We start from the raw sequence: 17471 nt of genomic DNA on the forward strand, positions 1-17471 counted from the left end.
GGGCCGGCCTCGCCACCCGGCCCGCGCCACGAGAAGACCTGCTCGACACGCCCGCTGCGCTACGCCGCGCCGCGTTCGAGCCAGTCCATGCCGATCAGTGGGCCGCCGTTGAGCATCTCCGTCATCGCCTCACTGGAGACCGGGGGCGAGTGGTAGAAGCCCTGCCCCTGGCGGCAGCCAATCGACCGCACCAGCGCCAGGTGCTCCGACGTCTCGATGCCCTCGGCCGTCACGTTCAGGCCCAGCGACGTCCCGAGCGTCATCACCGCCCGCACGATGGCGTCGGTGCCACGGTCGCGGTCGAGGGCGGCCACGAACGAGCGGTCGATCTTCAGGGTGTCCACCGAGAACCGCCGCAGGTAGCTCAGCGACGAGTAGCCCGTGCCAAAGTCGTCGATGGCCACGCGCACCCCGAGCGTCTTGAGCCGGAGGATCGTCTCCTCAGCCTCGACGGCCTCGTCCATCAGCGTGGACTCGGTGATCTCCAGGCGCAGGCAGTCCGGCGGCAGACCGGTGTTCCGCAGCGCCGCCGCCACCCGCTCCACGAACCCCAGCTCCTGGAACTGGCGTGGGGAGATGTTGACGCTCATGACGATGGGCTGGGTGCCCGTGGCGTGCTGCTGCCACTGGAGCCCCTGCCGGCACGCCTCGTCCAGCACCCACCAGCCGATGGGCACGATCATGCCCGTCTCCTCGGCAATCGGGATCATCTCGGACGGCGAGACCTGCCCGCGCCGTGGATGATCCCAGCGCAGCAGCGCCTCCATCCCGACGATCTGTCCCGTGTCCAGGTCCACCTCGGGCTGGTACACCAGCCGCAGCTCGCCGCGCGTCAGGGCGAAGCGCAGGTCCGTCTCCAGGTCCATCCGCTCGACAGCGCGGTGCATCATGGCCGGGTCGTAGGCGACGGCCCGGCCCCGCCCGGCCTCCTTGGCCTGGTAGAGGGCGGTGTCGGCCTCGCGGATCAGGTCGGCGGCCGTCGGGACCGGCCGGCCGCGCGGCGGCAGGGTGATGCCGATGCTGCCGGCGATGAAGACCTCGCGGCCTTCGAGCGCGAACGGCCGCTTCAGCTCGTCGATCAGCCGCTGGGCGATGTGGGCGGCCCGGGCTGGCCCGTCGATGTCGTCGATGAGGATGGCGAACTCGTCGCCGCCAAACCGCGCGATGGTGTCGCCTGGCCGCAGCATCGCCGTCAGCCGCTCGCCGACCTGCACCAGCAGCACGTCGCCGGCCGCGTGCCCGAGGGTGTCGTTGACCATCTTGAAGCCGTCGAGATCGAGGAACATCACGCCGATCAGCTTCGCGGAGCGCTCCGAGGCCGCCAGCGCGTGCGTCAGCCGGTCGTTGAAGAGCGTCCGGTTCGGCAGGCCGGTCAGGGCGTCGTAGAACGCCTGCTGCGTGAGCTGCTGCTCCAGTGAGGTCCGCTCGGTGATGTCGCGGCCAACGGCCTGCAGCTCGCTGAGCTGGCCGGCGTCGTCGAAGATGGCCCGGCTCGTCCAGTGGACGCGCCGCCGCTCGCCGCTGGGCAGCACGATGTCATGCTCCAGCGAGACCGACGGCTGCTCGTCGGTGAGCGTCGCCGCGTGCTCCAGCACGAGCGCGTGGATCTCGTCGCCGAACAGCGTCTGGACCGTCGCCCCAAGCAGCCGCTCGGCTGGGATCCCGAGCCAGCGGACGGTGGCCTGATTGACGAAGGTCAGCGTGCCGTCCGGCAGCAGCCGGCAGATCAGGTCGTTCTGGTCTTCGACAATCGCCTGATACCGCTGCTGGCTGGCGCGCAGGGCGTCGGCGCGGGCGGTGACGACGCCACGCATGCTGTCGAACGCCTCGACCAGCCGGGCGATCTCGCCGTCGACGGACATCAGGTCGGGCAGGGGCGCCTTGGCGTTGCCGTCTTCGAGCGCGTGGACGGCGGTTGCCAGCGCACGCAGGCGCATCGTCAGGCGGCTGGAGATCCAGGCGGCCAGCAGGACGATCAGCACGATGGCGACGCCCATGCCGAGCAGCACCAGCCGCCATGTCCGCGCGGCCGGGGCCATCAGCTCGACCTCGGTGGCCTCCGTGACGACGAACCACTTGACGGATGACAGCGGCGCGACGGCGGCGAGGCGCATCTGCTCGCCGACGAGGTAGCGCAGCGGCGCGTTGGGGGGCAAACCCTCGGTGCGGAGCAGGTGGGGCGGCAGCTCGTCGGCCATGCTGCGCCCGCCCAGCGAGCCGGCCTGCACCAGAATGCGGCCGGACTGGGTGATCAGCACGACCTCGCGGCCGGTCTGCTCGGAGACGGTCCGCAGAACGCCGGTCGCCTCCAGCAGGTCTACCTGGCTGCCCAGCACCCCGACGATCTGCCGCTTCAAGCCGTAGATCGGCGTGTAGACCGTCAGCGTCGAGCGGGTGGTGGGGCCGGCCGCCACCAGGTCCAGCCCCTGCTCGCCGACTTCCAGGGCGGCGCGGAAGGCGGGGATGCTGGTAGCGGCTGGCTCGGCGTCCGGATGCGACGAGCTGACGACCGCGCCGTCGCGGTCGAAGGTGGTCAGGCGGACGTACTCGGGGCGGTAGTGGAACAGCTGACGGAGCGTCGGACCCTGGCGGGCCGGGATCTGGCTGGTGACATCTGGCAGGGCCGCGATGGTCCGGGCGTCGCGCAGGATGCCGCCCAGCGCCTGGTCGAGCTGGGCCGCCAGTCCGCGTCCGAGGACGGTCAGGTCACGGCTGGCCTGCACGCCGATGGACTGCTGCTGCATGATGGCCGCGCCGATGCCGACGAGCACCATCGGGAGGATGCTGCTGACGGCCAGGGCCAGCATCAGGCGGGCGCGGAGGGTCCGCAACGCCGGGAACTGCTGACGGAGCCGCCCCATCATCGAAGCTGGCCTGCGCGCTGCTGTCCGCCTGCGGCTCTCCGCCGTGGGCCCTGCATGTCCCGAACGATCCCCCGAGTGCCATCAGGAGCAGCGCACGCTGGTGCTGTTCCATCTTCGATTATCGGACGGCACTGACCCGCGCGTAGGGCCAGATGGCGTATCTCTGTCTAGAGGTCTAACGCGAGAGCTGGTCCCAACGAGTACAAGGAGACGGAACGATCTCGGACGGTGCGTCAGGCGAGGGCGCTCGCCTGCTACAACCACGGACAACAAACTCTCTCACGCGACGCTACGACGGGATCTGCATGGCCCGCATCCAAGGTTGTCCGAGCTGTGGCATCGTGCACATCTCAGCGTAGCGTCGGTGTAGGCGGCCTCGGTGACCATCAACGGCAGCGGTAACGAATCGGCGGCCAGCGGCAGCCTCCCCCTGGTCGATCTCTCGCGGGTCCAGAGCGCCGCCGCGCGCATCCAGTCCTACATCAGACGGACCCCGGCCGAGCTCTCCGAGCCGCTTGGAGAGCTGACCGGGCGGCACCTGACCCTCAAGCTCGAAAACCTCCAGCACACCGGCGCGTTCAAGATCCGTGGCGCGCTCTCACGGCTGCTGGCGATGTCCGAGCAGGAGCGCCAGTGCGGCGTCATCACCGCCTCGGCCGGCAACCACGGGCTGGGCGTGGCCCTCGCCGCCCGGCTGCTGGGGATCTCGGCCACGGTGGTGGTCCCGACGACGGTCCCCCTGGCGAAGCTGACGGCGATCCAGCGGCAGGGCGCGGAGGCCGTCCTCGACGGCGCAACCTACGATGACGCCCACGCCGCCGCCGTGGCCCTCGCCGCCGAGCGCACGCTGACCTACGTGCACGCCTTCGACGATCCAGACGTCATCGCCGGGCAGGGCACACTGGCCCTGGAGCTGCTGGAGGACGCTCCGGACCTGGACGCCATCCTGGCGCCGGTGGGCGGGGGCGGGCTGATCTCCGGCGTGGCCGTGGTGGCGAAGGCGATCCGTCCGAACCTCCGGGTGATCGGCGTGCAGGCGTCGGGCAGCCCGGCCATGGCCGAGTCGTTCCGCGAGGGCCGCCTGATGACGGCCCCGAGCAGCACTATCGCCGACGGCATCGCCGTCAAGCGCCCCGGCGATCTGCCGTTCGAGTTGATCAACCGGCTGGTTGACGACGTCATCACGGTGGACGACGAGGCGATTGCCCGGGCCATCGTGCTGCTGCTGGAACGCCACAAGCTGCTGGCCGAGGGGGCCGGCGCGACGGCCCTGGCGGCGGTGCTGCTGGGGGAGATCCCGGCTCGGCTGCGGCGGGTGGGCGTCATCATCAGCGGCGGCAACGTCGATCCGAACCTGCTCGGCAAGGTGCTCCAGCAGGGACTCGCCAGCGCCGGCCGCTACCTCGCGATCCGCACCTGGCTGGACGATCAGCCGGGGCGGTTGCATCAGTTGACGGGCCTGCTGACGGCGGACCGCATCAACATCATCCACATCAGCATTCACCGGCTCGGGCCGTACACGGGCATCGGGAAGGTGGGGCTGGATCTGATCGTCGAGACGCGGGACCGCGCCCACGCGCTGGCCGTGCTCGACCTGATCCGGCAGCACGGCTTCCCGGCCGAGGAGACCATCGCGTCCCACCCGCCAACGCACAATCCGGGCGCCGTGCCGCTCTGAGCGCGGCGTCGGCGCCGCTGTCGCTCTCTCTGATGTGTCGCAAGGTTCTGTCATGCTGAGCGCAGCGAAGCACCTCACCCGCTGACCGTCAAGACCGCGCCAGCGGGTGAGGTGCTTCGCTGCGCTCAGCATGACATGGTCACCGGCGCTCAATCCGTCGGGTTCGCGACCTCCATCGCCGGCTGGAGCTGCCCTGCCAGCACCTTCAGCACGTCCGCGCGCGTCAGCACGCCCACCAGCCGCCCGTGCCGCGTCACCGGCAGGCGCGCCAGTCCCCGCTCGCGGAACAGGTGCGTGGCCCGCGAGAGCGGCGTTGAGGCGTCCAACACCACCGATGGCCGGCTCATCGCGCGGGCGACCGGCTCGCGCTGGATCCGCTCGGCATAGGCCGCTGGGGCCGGCAGCTCGCCGTGCCCCAGCTCGTGGGTGACATCGTCGTACCAGTCCGTCAGCTCCCGCTCGGAGATCGTGCCGACAAGGTCGCCGTGTGCATCCACGACCCCCGCCATCAGGGTCCGCTGGCGCAGCAGCTTGCGGAGCACCACCACCAGCGACTCATCGTCGCGGACGGTCGCCACCTCCGTCATCACCTCGCCCACCGTTGGCTCGGCCTGCCGCTGGGCGGCTGCACGAGCGCTGACCAGCAGCACCGGCCGGTCAGCATGGCGCACCACCTCGTCGGCGACGCTGCCAAGCAGCCAGCGCGCCGGCCCACTCCGTCCGTGCGTCGCCATGACGATGGCCGTGCTCCCGTGGGCGCGCGCCGCCGCGAGGATGACCTGGGCCGGGCGTCCGTGGCGAACCTCGGTGGTCACCTGGACCCCGCGCGCGGTGAGACGCTCGCCGAGATGTCGGAGGTAGCCGATGGCGAGCGTGGCCGGCATCGCCGGGGCCGGTGTCTGAGTGGCCGCGCCATCAGGCGGGGCATCGGCGTGGGTTGCCCCAGCAGGTGCTGCCCCATCAGGACCTGCGCCGGTGCCGGCCTCGCCTTCGGGCATGGCGCTGGCTGCTGTCTCCACCACCTGGAGCAGCACCACCGTCGTGCCCGGCTCGGCCAGCTCGGCGGCTGCCTCGAAGGCGCGCTCGGCCAGCGCTGAGCCGTCGAGCGGCACCAGCAGCCGTGCGAAGCTCGGCTCGGGCTTCGGCGCGCCGCCATCGGCCCGCACCAGCAGGACCGGGATCGTCGCATGCTGCACGATCCAGTTCGCGACGCTCCCGAGCACCAGCCTCGGCAGACCGCCCCGCCCGTGCGTCGCCATCACGAACGTGTCGGCGTTCAGCTCGTCGGCAAGATCGAGCAGGCCGCCGTACGGCGAGCCTTCGCGCACGGCGATCTCGATCTCGATGTCGATGGGCCGGCCCTCGGCGGCGAGCGACGCGCGCACGTCCTGCAGGTACGCCATCGCGGACTCACGCTCGGCGGAGATCATCTCGTCGTAGACGTCGGCGGGCACGTAGCTGCCGGCCAGGCCATCGGCGACCATCGGCGGCCAGGGAAAGGTCTGCGCCAGCACCAGCTCGGCGTTGCGGCGGCGGGCCAGAGCGGTCGCCCAGGGCAGCGCAAGCTCGCCCGCCGGCGAGCCGTCGAGCGGAACGAACAGGCGGGTCATCACGGTGCGCCTCCTCTCCGGAAGCTCCGTCGCGCCCGGCGCAGGGAGTTGCCGTCACCGGGATCGTCGTGCCCCGGCGTAGCAGACGAGGTTGCGCGAGGTGAACGCGCGGTTGCCGGCCATCCCCGGGAGCACGGCGAGCCTCGCCGCCCCGGCCGAGGTTGCCGGACCGGGGCGGCGCCAAGGAGATCCACTGCCGCGCTCCCAGGGGGCGTACTCGCATGGGGGCGCGCCGGGTCAGCCCGCCGTCCGGACCATCCCGGCCGCCACCGTATGGTTCGTGGCGGCGTCCGCCAGGATGAACGCCCCGCCCGTCTGCACGCGGTCGTACGGGTCCAGCGCCAGCGGCTGCTGCGTCTCGACCACCACCCGCGCGATGTCGTTCGGGCCGAGCGTGCTCTGCTCCTCGCTTTCACGCCACTCGACCGCGCCAAGATCCAGCACCTCGTCGATGCGCCGGATGCGCGCCTGAACCCAGCGTGTGCCGTGCCGCAGCCAGAGCTTGCGCTGCAACGCCAGCGGCGAGGAGTCGAGCCAGGCGAGGTCAGCTGTGAACTGGCGGGCCTCGACCGGCTGGGCTGCGGCGTCCTCCGGCGCCAGCCAGTCGCCGCGCGAGATGTCCAGCTCACGGTCGAGCCGCACCACCACGGACTGACCGGGCTGCGCCTCCAGCAGCGGCCCGTCGAACGTGCCGACACTCAGGACGCGCGCCACGGCCCCGCTCGGCAGCACCCGGACCGTCTGCCCCGGCCGGATCGTGCCGCTCCCGACGCGCCCGGCGTACCCGCGTGCGCCGCCCTCGTTCGGATCGAAGCCGCGCAGCACGTACTGCACGGCGAACCGGAGCGGCGCCTGCGCCTGCTGGTTCTCTTCGAGCGCGCTCGGGACGGACTCCAGCCACTCCAGCAAGTGCGGGCCGGTGTACCAGGGCGTCTGCTGGCTGAGGCTCACCACGTTGTCGCCGTGGAGCGCCGAGATCGGGATCGCCGTGACCTCGGTCAGGCCAAGGCGGGCGGCCATCGCCCGGTACGAGGAGACGATGGTCTCAAACGTCTGCTGGGAGAAGTCGAGCTGATCGAGCTTGTTGACAGCCACGACGATGTGCCGAATCCCGAGCAGCCGCGCCAGCGCCGAGTGCCGGCGGGTCTGCGGCAGCAGCTGGCCGTCCACCACCCGCGTCGCGTCGATCAGGATGACAGCGGCGTCGGCGGTGCTGGCCCCGGTCACCATGTTGCGGGTGTACTGCTCGTGGCCGGGCGTGTCCGCGATGATGAACTTCCGTCGGCCGGTCGCGAAGTACCGGTAGGCCACGTCGATGGTGATGCCCTGCTCGCGCTCGGCCTCCAGACCGTCGGTCAGCGCCGCAAGGTCGAGCGCGCCCTTCGGGGAGTTCGTGCCGCGTCGCTCGCCGGCCCGCGCCAGGGCGGCAAGCTGGTCAGACAGGATGCTCTTGGTGTCGTAGAGCAGCCGGCCGATCAGCGTGCTCTTGCCGTCGTCCACGCTGCCGGCGGTGATGAAGCGGAGGACGCCCCGGTCCTCGACATGAGTGCCGAGGAGATCGAGATGCTCGGGTAACGTTGGCACGGTCATGGCTTGCGAAAACCCCCTCACCCCCCGACCCCCTCTCCCTGTGCGCGGGAGAGGGGGAGGCGGTACAGGCGCCGATTTCACATCTCTGAGCGACGAGGGTCGGGACTATCTTGGTCGCTGCAATCATGCTCCCCCTCTCCCGCGCACAGGGAGAGGGATGTCGACGCAGTCGATAGTTGCGCCGCGCAGCGGTCGGGGGGGTGAGGGCCGTCCTGGCTCCTGGTCTAGAAATAGCCCTCGCGCTTGCGGCGCTCCATCGACGCCTCGGAGGTCTGGTCGTCCATCCGGGTCGCGCCGCGCTCGGTGATCTCCTCGACGGCCGTCTCGCGGATGATGTCCTCGACGGTGGCGGCAGCGCTGGCGACCGGGCAGGTGCAACTGATGTCCCCAACCGTCCGGAAGCGCACCGTCAGCGTCTCGACCGTCTCCTCGGCGCGCGGCGGCGTGATCGGCGTGACCGGCACCAGCAGGCCGCGCCGGCGGACCACCTGGCGCTGATGGGCGAAGTACAGCTCGGGCAGCGGCAGCCGCTCCCGCTCGATGTACTGCCAGACGTCAAGCTCGGTCCAGTTGGAGATCGGGAAGACCCGCAGGTGCTCGCCAGGATGGACGCGGGCGTTGTACAGATCCCACAGCTCGGGCCGCTGGTTCTTCGGATCCCACTGGCCGAAGCTGTCGCGGAAGGAGAAGATCCGCTCCTTGGCGCGAGCCTTCTCCTCGTCGCGGCGCGCCCCACCGATCAGCGCGTCGAAGCCGAACTCTTCGATGGCCTCCAGCAGCGTCACCGACTGCGCGGCGTTCCGCGAGTCCAGCTCGCCCCGCAGCTTGACCGTTCCGCGCGCCATCGAGTCCTCGACCGACCGCACGATCAGCCGCTCGTTCAGGTCGCGGGTGCGCGCGTCTCGGAAGTCGAGCACTTCCTGGAAGTTGTGGCCGGTGTCGATGTGGAGCAGCGGGAACGGGAACGCCCCTGGCCGGAACGCCTTCTCGGCCAGCCGCAGCACGACGCAGCTATCCTTGCCGCCCGAGAACAACAGGGCCGGCTTCTGGGCGGAGGCCGCCACCTCGCGCAAAATGTAGATGGCCTCGGCTTCGAGCCACTCCAGATGGTCGAGGCGGGCAGCGGGCCGAGCTGCCACGGCGGCGCTCATACGACAGTGGTGCGAGGTTCGGCGGGCTCGCGGGCCGCGACGTGGAGGATCAAAAGGCTGCTCCCGATGGACATGATCGGATTTAACCACAATCGCGTCGTCCGGGCAAGGGCCGGGCGTGTCGCGGTCACGCACGAGCATGGCAGCGGAATAGAACCGTCGCCGTCGCCGTTGTGGGCGGCAAGCGCAAACCGTGCACGCGCGCACCGTGCACGCGCGCACCGTGCACCTGCATACAACCTGCATGCGCGGCGTCTGCTGCGCGATGGGAGCGCCGCGCTCCGTGCGCCGGCCGATCACAGCGAGGTGGGAGGGGTTTCGTGGATCTGCAGTTGACGGGCAAAGTGGCGATGGTGGCGGCATCCAGTCGTGGCCTCGGGCGGGCCTGCGCCATCGGGCTGGCCCGCGAGGGCGTCAAGCTGAGCCTGGCCGCGCGCAGCGCCGAGGCCCTGGCAAAGGTGGCCGACGAGATCGAGCAGGAGTCTGGGACCGAGGTGCTGACGGTCCCCACGGACGTGACCCAGGGCGACCAGATCCTGGCCTGGACCGAGCAGACGGTTGCACGCTACGGCGGCGTGGACATCCTGGTCACCAACGCGGGCGGGCCGCCGCACGGCAACTGGGCCGACTTCCAGGACGACGAGGCCTGGATCGAGGCGTTCAACCTGAACATGCTGAGCACCATCAGGATGATCCGCTCGGTCATCCCCTCGATGCGCGAGCGCGGCGGCGGGCGCATCCTGAACATCCAGTCCACCTCGGTCAAGGCGCCGCTGCAGAACCTGATTCTGTCGAACACGATCCGCCCCGGCGTGGCCGGCCTCGCCCAGAGCCTCTCGCGCGAGCTGGCCGGCGACAACATCCTGGTCAACACGGTCTGCCCGGGCGCGATCTACACCGACCGTCTGCGCTCGGCCACCCTCCACCGCGCCGAGCAGGTCGGCATGACCGAGCAGGAGGCCGTCGCCGAGCGCACCCAGGCGATCCCACTCAAGCGGTTCGGCACGCCCGAGGAGTTCGCCAACATGGTGGTGTTCCTGGCGTCCGGCCGGGCCAGCTACGTGACGGGCAGCACCATCGCGGTGGACGGCGGCTCGTTCCCGGCCATCTAGCGGCGTGGCCCACGCTCCGCAAGCTACCTCCGTGACGAGGCACCACCTCACTCCGTCGTGAGCGCCGGGAGAGCGATACACGATGTTTCAGCTCTGGGACATGGAATCTGCGAACCTTCTCGGCTCGTATACGACCGAGGATGCAGCGCTGCACATCGTTCGACAGGCGATCGACAGGCATGGCGCTGAGGTGGTCGCCACGCTGTTGCTCCTCCGGGAAGACGCGGGCGGTCAGCTCACCGACATCGCCGAGAGCGCGGCTCTCGCGAAGCTCGCGCTCTCGCGCACGACGCCAGCGGCCTGATTCGGCCGGGCGACAGAGGCGCTGTCGCCCGGCCGGTCCCCAGTCAGGCGCGAGTCAGGTGCGGTTGTTGGTCGCGGTCGCGTCGGACCTGAGCCTAATAGATCGTGCCCGTGAACGCTGGCGTACCGCGCATGCCGTGGCCGTGGCAGGCGGTGCAGGAGCAGGCGCCCTTCCCACCGCACTCCGGGCAGGCGCACCGTGGCGCAGCCTTCGACTTCTGGACGGCCGTCGCCGAGCTGCCAGGGCCCAGGTGCATGTCGCTGACGTCGCCAGCGCCGCTACAGGACTTACACGGGATGCGGCCCTGCCCGTGACAGACCGGGCAGGTGTTGTACCAGACGGATGCCTGAGTCATTGCGTGCCTTCTTTCCGCGTTCAATGAGGTCCCGCGAACAACACCTGTTCTCAAAGGCCCTCTCTACTGAACTGATTCCTCTCTCTCATTCAACGTCCAGCGGCGCACACGCAGACGGGGCGGATGTCCCGACTCCCCTGGGCCGGCTGTCCCGACGCCCGTTCATCTCAATTCTTTCCGAAATCTTTTCCGTCAGCACCCCATCCTGCTGCGCTGGTGGGCCGTTGTTCTCGAAAGAGCCTGCCGGCAGCCAGGGTGTGCTGTTCGCGCGCCATGGTGGCGGGTGTGGTGTGCAGGCAGTGTGGGTGGAGTACGAGAAATGGGATCCTGGCTACGCCATGTGCGTGTGCGCTGGCAACTTATCGCCAGCATCAGCTCGATTCTGGTTTTGTTCGGCGTGGCTGGCTGGGTCAGCATCGCGTCGTTGGGCCGGCTGGCGGACGGTCTCGACGGCATGTACGGGCGCGAGCTGCTGCCGCTCGACCGCGTTTCGCGGGCGACGCTGACGCTCGAACGGATCAACACCACGCTGGAAGAGGCTCTGAACGCGACCTCGCCCGAGGAGCGCGCTCACGACATCCAGCGCCTCGACGAGCTGAGCCGAGCGTTCGCCGAGCTGCTCCAAGAGTACCGCGAGGACCGTCAGGCGGCCGGGCCACAGAGCGCCGTCCTGCTGGCCGAGTTCGACCGGCGGTGGGCCGTCTTCGAGCCAAACCAACAGAAGATCCTCGAACTGGCGCATGCGGGCGAGGTTGACGCGGCTGACGAGATCCACGATGCGAGCGGCGTGTCCGAGGCGATTGACGCACTCGAAGCGCTCAGCGCGATGCACCAGGCGCGGGCCGCCGCTGCGAGAGATGCCGGGTGGGTCGAGTTTGAGCGACAGCGGGCGCTCGTGCTGGCCCTGCTGGCGGTGGCGGTCGCAGCCGGTGTTGGGGCCGGCTACCTGCTCTCGCACGGCATCGTCGCGCCAGTCATCCGGCTGTCGCAGGTGGCGTCGCGGCTGAGCGCAGGCGACGTCGAGCAGCAGATCGAGCTGGATTCCGACAACGAAATCGGGCAGCTTGCTCGCGACTTTCGCCGGATGATCGCGTATCAGCGGTCAATGGCGGTGGCAGCCCAGGCTATCGCGGACGGTGACCTGACGGTCCAGATCGATCCGCACTCTGAGCAGGACCGCCTCGGGATGGCCTTCGCAGCGATGGTCGAGGGGTTGCACGAGCTCGTCGAGAAGCTGCAGCTCTCGGCGGATGGGTTGAACCATACGGCCGGGGATCTCGGGCAGGCGGCGACCCAGACGAGCGGCGCGGTTCAGCAGGTCGCCGGCGCGATCCAGTGTGTGGCCGACGGCGCCCAGGACAGCAGTCGAGCGGCCCAGTCGTCGCACCGCGCGGTGGACGAGCTTGCCCAGGTCATTGAGGACGTGGCGCGCGGCGCTCGCGAACAGGCACGCCAGCTTCAGGAGGCTTCGACGACGACGGTTGGGATGGTCTCGGGGATCGAGCGGGTGGCAACCAACGCGCGCTCGGTGGCGGCGACGAGCGAGCAGGCCCGGCTCTCGGCGGAGCATGGCGCGGAGGCGATCCGAGAGACCGTCGCCGGCATGCAGGAGATCCAGTCGGTGGTGGCGACGGCCGCCACGACCGTCGAGCATCTTGGAGCGCTCGGCGAACGCATCGGCTCGGTGGTCGAGATCATCGACGAGATCGCGGAGCAGACCAATCTGCTGGCGCTGAACGCGGCCATTGAGGCGGCCCGGGCCGGCGAGCACGGCGCAGGCTTTGCGGTGGTGGCCGACGAGGTCCGCAAGCTCGCCGAGCGCTCGCAGCGGGAGACCCGCGAGATTTCAGCGCTGATCGTCCAGGTGCAGGCCAGCACCCAGCAGGCGATGGCGGCGATGCACGCCGGCTCCGACCGGGTCGGGGCGGGGGTCGCCAAAGCCGATCAGGCAGGCGCCGCCCTCGGCAAGATTCTTGACGCGGTCGCGGCGACGGTGAGCGAAGTGAACGGCATCGCCGTGGCCTCCCAGGAGATGGCGGATGGGGCGCGGAGCGTCGTGCAGATGATGCAGACGCTGGCGGTCGAGGTTGACGGCAGCTCGTCGGCGACCGAGCAGATGGCGGCCCGCGCCGAGGAGGTCACCGAGGCGATCCGGACCAGTGCCGCCGTTTCGGAGGCGAACTCGATTTCGGCTGAGCAGGTCTCGGCGTCCACCGAGGAGATGAGCGCCCAGGTTGAGGAGATGACGGCGCAGGCCGAAGAGCTGGTGGTCACTGCCGAGATGCTGCGGTCACTCGTGACGCGGTTCCAGCTCGCGGAGGGCGTCAGCGGACGGGAGGGCGACGCCCTCCCGCCCGCTGGCGCCCGTCTCCCCCAGTCAGCGCCGGCGTGGACTCGCGCGAGCTGACAGGATCCAGGCGAACGCCTAGTGGAATCGCGGTGCGAAATCGCTGAGAGAACATCGCCGCGCTGCATGTCCCGTCACTTTTGCGTGTGTGATTCCGATGTCTTCATGTGGAAGCGGTTACCAGACGCTCGAAAGGAGAGCGAACGGACTCGGAGGCCGCTTCCCCGAGCGCGTGCGTCGAGGACGATGCCCGCTCGGCTCCAGGCGCTCTTGATCGAGGGAGGGTCGAGTGCAACTTGGGATTCGCGGCAAGCTGTACGCTGGATTTGGCACGGTTCTGGTCTTGCTGGGACTCGTCGCTTTCGTCGGCTATCGCAACACGACTCGTTTCGCCAGTGACTTCTCGTCGCTCTACGACGACCGGCTGGTCCCCGTCCTGCAACTCTCGGATGTGCAGATGGCACTGTACGAGCTGCGCCTCGGGGCGCTCGGCTACGATCTCGCGGATGCTGCCGGCCGCCAGAAGATCCGTGCCGACGATGCGAAGTGGATCCGGACCATTGAGGACCGCATGCGCGAGTACGCCGCCACCGAGCTGGTGACGGCGGAGGTCGAAGACCTGGCGGCCTGGCAGCGGAGTTTCCCGGCCTACGTGCAGACGCGCGGACGTGTGCTCGACCTGTCCGACCAGGGCAAGCGCGACGAGGCGAACGCCTTGCGTGTCGGGGAGGCCGGGCGGCTGTTCACCGAGTCGCTCAACAGCCTGACGGACCTGACCAGGGTGCAGCAGCACGTTGGCGCGGCGATGAACGCCGACACCCGGGCGACGGCGTCAACCTCGATCTGGCTGCTGCTGGGGATTTCGACGCTGGCCGTCGCGCTCGGCGCGGGCATGGCAGCCATCGTCTCGCGGGGCATCGTGCGCGGGGTCCGCGACGTGCAGACCACGCTGACCTCGCTCACGGAGCGCTGTGCAAGCGAGCTTTCGCGTGCCCTCGAAGCGCTGGCGCACAACGACCTGACCGTCAAAGTGGTTCCGTTGACGCCGGCGATTGTCCGCTACGGCTCCGACGAGATCGGCGAGACCGCGCGGATCACCAACCTGATGCGCGACAAGGTCATCGCGACCGTGGACAGCTACGAGCAGGCCCGGGTGGGGCTGCAGCACCTGCTGCGCCAGGTTCAGGAGGCCTCGGATACCGTCGCGGCCACGTCCGGGCAGCTCGGGCAGGCCGCCGCGCAGACGACGGGCGCGGTCCAGCAGGTGACCCAGGCGATCCAGCAGGTGGCGGCCGGCTCGGGCGAGGCCAGCCAGTCGGCCCAGGCGTCGGCTGAGGCCGTGACGCAGCTCGGGCAGGCCATCGACGGCATAGCCAGGGGGGCCGGCGAGCAGGCACAACAGGTCCAGGCCGTCTCCACGACCACCATGCAGATGGCGGCCGGAGTGGAGCAGGTCGCAGAGCGTGCGCGTGACGTCGCCGAGGCCTCGGCCGAGATGAAGGACGTGGCCGAGCACGGGGCGCGCGCCGTGCGCCAGACGGTGGACGGCATGTCTGAGATCCGGACGGTCGTGGCGGCGGCCGCGGCACGCGTTGGCGACCTCGGCCGGCTGGGCGAGAAGATCGGGGCGGTGGTCGAGACCATCGACGACATCGCCGAGCAGACCAATCTCCTGGCCCTGAACGCGGCCATCGAGGCGGCTCGGGCCGGCGAGCACGGCAAGGGGTTCGCGGTGGTGGCTGACGAGGTCCGCAAGCTGGCCGAGCGCTCCCAGCGCGAGACGCGGGCCATCTCGGAGCTGATCCGTGAGGTGCAGGCGCGCACCCGCGAGGCCGTGGACGCGATGGAGCAGGGGTCGGTGCGTGTCGAGCAGGGCTCCGCGCGGGCCGACGAGGCCGGCTCCTCGCTGGCGGAGATCCTGCGGGCGGTGGACACGACGGTCAGCCAGGTGACGCAGATCGCCTCGGCGGCGCAGGAGATGGCCGGCGGCGCGCGGGGGGTGGTCGACTCGATGGGCAGCATCAGCGCGGTGGTCGAGGAGAACTCGGCAGCGACCGAGCAGATGGCCGCCCAGGCCGGGCAGGTCAACGCGGCGATCGACGCGATTGCCAGCGTGTCGGAGTCGAACAGCGCCGCCACCGAGGAGGTATCGGCGTCCGCCGAGCAGATGTCGGCCCAGGTGGAGGAGATGAACGCCCAGGCCGAGGAGCTGGCATCGACCGCCGAGGGGCTGCGGGATCTGGTGGCCCAGTTCCAGCTCGATCAGTCCGCCGAGCCGCGCCAGGTGGGCGGCCAGGGTGAGCGCCAGTCGGGCCAGCGCGAGCGACAGACGGGCCAGCAGCGGGCTGCCGGCCGGCGGCGCGCGGCGTAGCTCTGGAGGCCGGGGGTCGTCCGGACGCCGTGGACGACCCCCCGCCCCGCTGCGCGGCGCACATATCGGCTTCACAGACATCGTCTCCCGCGTGCAGGAGCGGGGGGCGGGGGTGAGGGGCCTTTGCCGCGACGCCGGGGCGCTCACCATGCTCCGTGGCGGAGCGCGCACTATCATGGACGGACAGCAACGCACGCCTGCCGCGTGAGGAGGGGACCGCCCCATGTCCGATGTCGTGATCTCGACCGTCGCGTACGGCTCTGGTGGGGGCCGCCCCCTGATCATGCACCTGCTCCGCGCCACCCCGCCGCCGGCCGGCCGCGCGCCAGCCCTGCTCTGGGTCCACGGCGGCGCGTTCCGCCACGGCAGCAAGGACAGCGGCATCCCGAAGCTGTTCCCGTTCGCGCGGCGCGGCTACGTCTGTGTCAGCATCGAGTATCGGCTGAGCGGCGAGGCAGTCTGGCCGGCCCAGATCGAGGACTGCAAGGCGGCCGTCCGCTACCTGCGGGCGCACGCCGACGAGCTGGGCATCGATCCCGAGCGCATCGGGGCGTGGGGCGCATCGGCCGGCGGGCACCTGGTGGCGATGCTCGGCGTGGCGCCGGATCGGCCCGAGCTTGAGGGCAACGGCGGCTGGGCCGAGCACTCCAGCCGCGTGCAGGCCGTCTGCGACTTCTATGGGCCATCCGACCTGCTGGGGATGGTCGGGCAGGCCAGCGCGCTCGACCACGACGACGCCGACTCGCCCGAGGGGCAGCTGCTCGGCGGCGTCGTCAGCGAGCACCCTGAGCGGGCGCGCTCGGCCAGCCCGGTCAGCTACCCGAACGGCACGGAGCCGCCCTTCTTGATCTTCCACGGTGCGGAGGACATGACCGTCCCCTTCGAGCAGAGCCAGCAGATGTACCAGGCGACAGGCTCGGGGGACGCTATCTTCCACACGGTGCTCGGGGCGGGGCACGGCGGCCCAGCCTTCGAGCACCCGGCCGTGGTGAGCCGCGTCGAGGCGTTCTTCGACCGGCATCTCGGGCCGGCCCCGCTGCCCGCGCCGGCCGACGCGACGCCCCGTGCCACGCCGACGGCGCCGCAGCTGGTGACCGTCGCCTCGCGCGCGTGGGTCAACCCCGACGCCACGCCGCCGCTGGCGACATTCCAGACGTTCGAGAGCCGGGCCGCCGGCGGGCCAGTCGGCTACTCGCTGTACCTGCCGCCCGCCTACGACGCCGACGCCAGCACCCGCTACCCCGTCATCTACTGGCTGCACGGGATGGGCGGCGACCCACGGCGCGGCGGCACGTTCGTGCGGATGCTGGACGAGGCGATCCGCGCTGGCATCGCGCCGGCGGCCATCGCGGTGCTGCCGAACGGCGGCCCGGCCGGGTTCTACTGCGACTGGCCCGGCGGGCAGTGGCCGATTGAGACGGTCATCGTCGAGGAGCTGATCCCGCACATCGACGCGACCTACCGCACGATCGCCGGTCGCGAGGGGCGGGCCATCGAAGGGCAGTCGATGGGCGGCTTCGGCGCGGCCCACCTCGGGTTCAAGTATCCGGACCTGTTCGGGACGGTCTCGATCTCGGCCGGCGCGCTGATCGACTTCACCGTGGCCCGGCCGTCAGACGACGTGCGACGGTCGCGGGTGTTGCAGACGGTCTGGGGCGGGGACGCCGCGCGGTTCCACGCCGACGATCCCTCCACGCTGGTGCGGCAGAACGCGGACCGGATCCGGGGGCGGATGCTGGTGCGGAGCTTCTGCGGGGACCAGGACTCGCTGCTGGAGCGCAACGACCGCTTCCACGATCTGCTGCTGGAGCTGGGCATCGCGCACGAGTACACCATCGTGCCGGGCGCGGCGCACCCCTACGACGACAAGATCGTGCGGCTGGGCGTCGGGCACTTCGGCTTCTTCAAGGAGGCGTTCGCGACCGTCGCCGCCCGCTGACGGGATACCCTTCACCCCCCGCCGCCGCTTGCAAAGCGCGCAGGGCAATCGCATGTTGAGCGCGTCGTGCAGGGTCGTCGGGGGTTTCAACCCCCGACTGCCCGTATTGCCACGTTCTGGGAACACCAACGAACAGGCGATGGCCCTGAG

At 70.4% G+C, this 17471-nt stretch carries 10 protein-coding genes; 6 read left to right on the forward strand and 4 right to left on the reverse strand.

The genetic code is table 11. The annotated features are described in order from the left end of the window. Window positions 1-59 precede the first annotated feature (59 nt). Window positions 60-2864, reverse strand: a complete 2805-nt coding sequence (locus tag IT306_19845; GenBank protein MCC7370683.1) for an EAL domain-containing protein — start codon at window positions 2862-2864, stop codon at window positions 60-62. A 379-nt stretch (window positions 2865-3243) separates the two neighbouring features. Here IT306_19845 and IT306_19850 point away from each other — a divergent pair, with 379 nt between their 5' ends. Further along, a complete protein-coding gene (locus tag IT306_19850) occupies window positions 3244-4542 on the forward strand; it encodes a threonine ammonia-lyase (GenBank protein MCC7370684.1) in 1299 nt (432 codons plus the stop codon). 149 nt (window positions 4543-4691) lie between these two features. Here the strand turns inward: IT306_19850 and IT306_19855 are convergent, their stop codons facing one another. The 3 genes from IT306_19855 to cysD all read right to left on the reverse strand — a co-directional run bounded on the left by IT306_19855 (window position 4692) and on the right by cysD (window position 8893). Beyond that, window positions 4692-6152 (reverse strand): universal stress protein, encoded by a 1461-nt coding sequence (locus tag IT306_19855; GenBank protein ID MCC7370685.1) that lies wholly within the window; start codon window positions 6150-6152, stop codon window positions 4692-4694. Between the two features lie 237 nt (window positions 6153-6389). Beyond that, on the reverse strand, window positions 6390-7742 hold the full coding sequence (locus tag IT306_19860; GenBank protein ID MCC7370686.1) for a 50S ribosome-binding GTPase: 1353 nt from the start codon (window positions 7740-7742) through the stop codon (window positions 6390-6392). A 224-nt stretch (window positions 7743-7966) separates the two neighbouring features. Further along, the gene (cysD, locus tag IT306_19865; protein ID MCC7370687.1) at window positions 7967-8893 is read right to left on the reverse strand and encodes a sulfate adenylyltransferase subunit CysD; all 927 of its coding nucleotides are present in this window, start codon (window positions 8891-8893) and stop codon (window positions 7967-7969) included. Window positions 8894-9213: 320 nt separating this feature from the next. Between cysD and IT306_19870 the strand changes: the two genes are divergently transcribed. The 5 genes from IT306_19870 (at window position 9214) to IT306_19890 (ending at window position 17321) form a co-directional block, all read left to right on the forward strand. Next, window positions 9214-10005, forward strand: a complete 792-nt coding sequence (locus IT306_19870) for an SDR family oxidoreductase (protein MCC7370688.1) — start codon at window positions 9214-9216, stop codon at window positions 10003-10005. An 82-nt stretch (window positions 10006-10087) separates the two neighbouring features. Beyond that, a complete protein-coding gene (locus tag IT306_19875) occupies window positions 10088-10309 on the forward strand; it encodes a hypothetical protein (protein ID MCC7370689.1) in 222 nt (73 codons plus the stop codon). A gap of 674 nt (window positions 10310-10983) precedes the next feature. Next, on the forward strand, window positions 10984-13071 hold the full coding sequence (locus IT306_19880) for a methyl-accepting chemotaxis protein (protein ID MCC7370690.1): 2088 nt from the start codon (window positions 10984-10986) through the stop codon (window positions 13069-13071). A gap of 229 nt (window positions 13072-13300) precedes the next feature. Beyond that, on the forward strand, window positions 13301-15382 hold the full coding sequence (locus tag IT306_19885) for a methyl-accepting chemotaxis protein (GenBank protein MCC7370691.1): 2082 nt from the start codon (window positions 13301-13303) through the stop codon (window positions 15380-15382). A gap of 223 nt (window positions 15383-15605) precedes the next feature. Continuing rightward, the gene (locus IT306_19890; protein ID MCC7370692.1) at window positions 15606-17321 is read left to right on the forward strand and encodes an alpha/beta hydrolase fold domain-containing protein; all 1716 of its coding nucleotides are present in this window, start codon (window positions 15606-15608) and stop codon (window positions 17319-17321) included. The last annotated feature ends 150 nt before the right edge of the window (window positions 17322-17471 follow it).

The organism is Chloroflexota bacterium (assembly GCA_020850535.1).
In the GTDB taxonomy this organism is placed as follows: Bacteria; Chloroflexota; UBA6077; order UBA6077; family JACCZL01; genus JADZEM01.

Coding starts and splice junctions, on each gene's coding strand:
- IT306_19845 (MCC7370683.1), bottom strand. CDS start 2,864: ATGATGGGGCGGCTCCGTCAGCAGTTCCCGGCGTTGCGGACCCTCCGC.
- IT306_19855 (MCC7370685.1), bottom strand. CDS start 6,152: ATGACCCGCCTGTTCGTTCCGCTCGACGGCTCGCCGGCGGGCGAGCTT.
- IT306_19860 (MCC7370686.1), bottom strand. CDS start 7,742: ATGACCGTGCCAACGTTACCCGAGCATCTCGATCTCCTCGGCACTCAT.
- cysD (MCC7370687.1), bottom strand. CDS start 8,893: ATGAGCGCCGCCGTGGCAGCTCGGCCCGCTGCCCGCCTCGACCATCTG.
- IT306_19875 (MCC7370689.1), top strand. CDS start 10,088: ATGTTTCAGCTCTGGGACATGGAATCTGCGAACCTTCTCGGCTCGTAT.
- IT306_19880 (MCC7370690.1), top strand. CDS start 10,984: ATGGGATCCTGGCTACGCCATGTGCGTGTGCGCTGGCAACTTATCGCC.
- IT306_19890 (MCC7370692.1), top strand. CDS start 15,606: ATGTCCGATGTCGTGATCTCGACCGTCGCGTACGGCTCTGGTGGGGGC.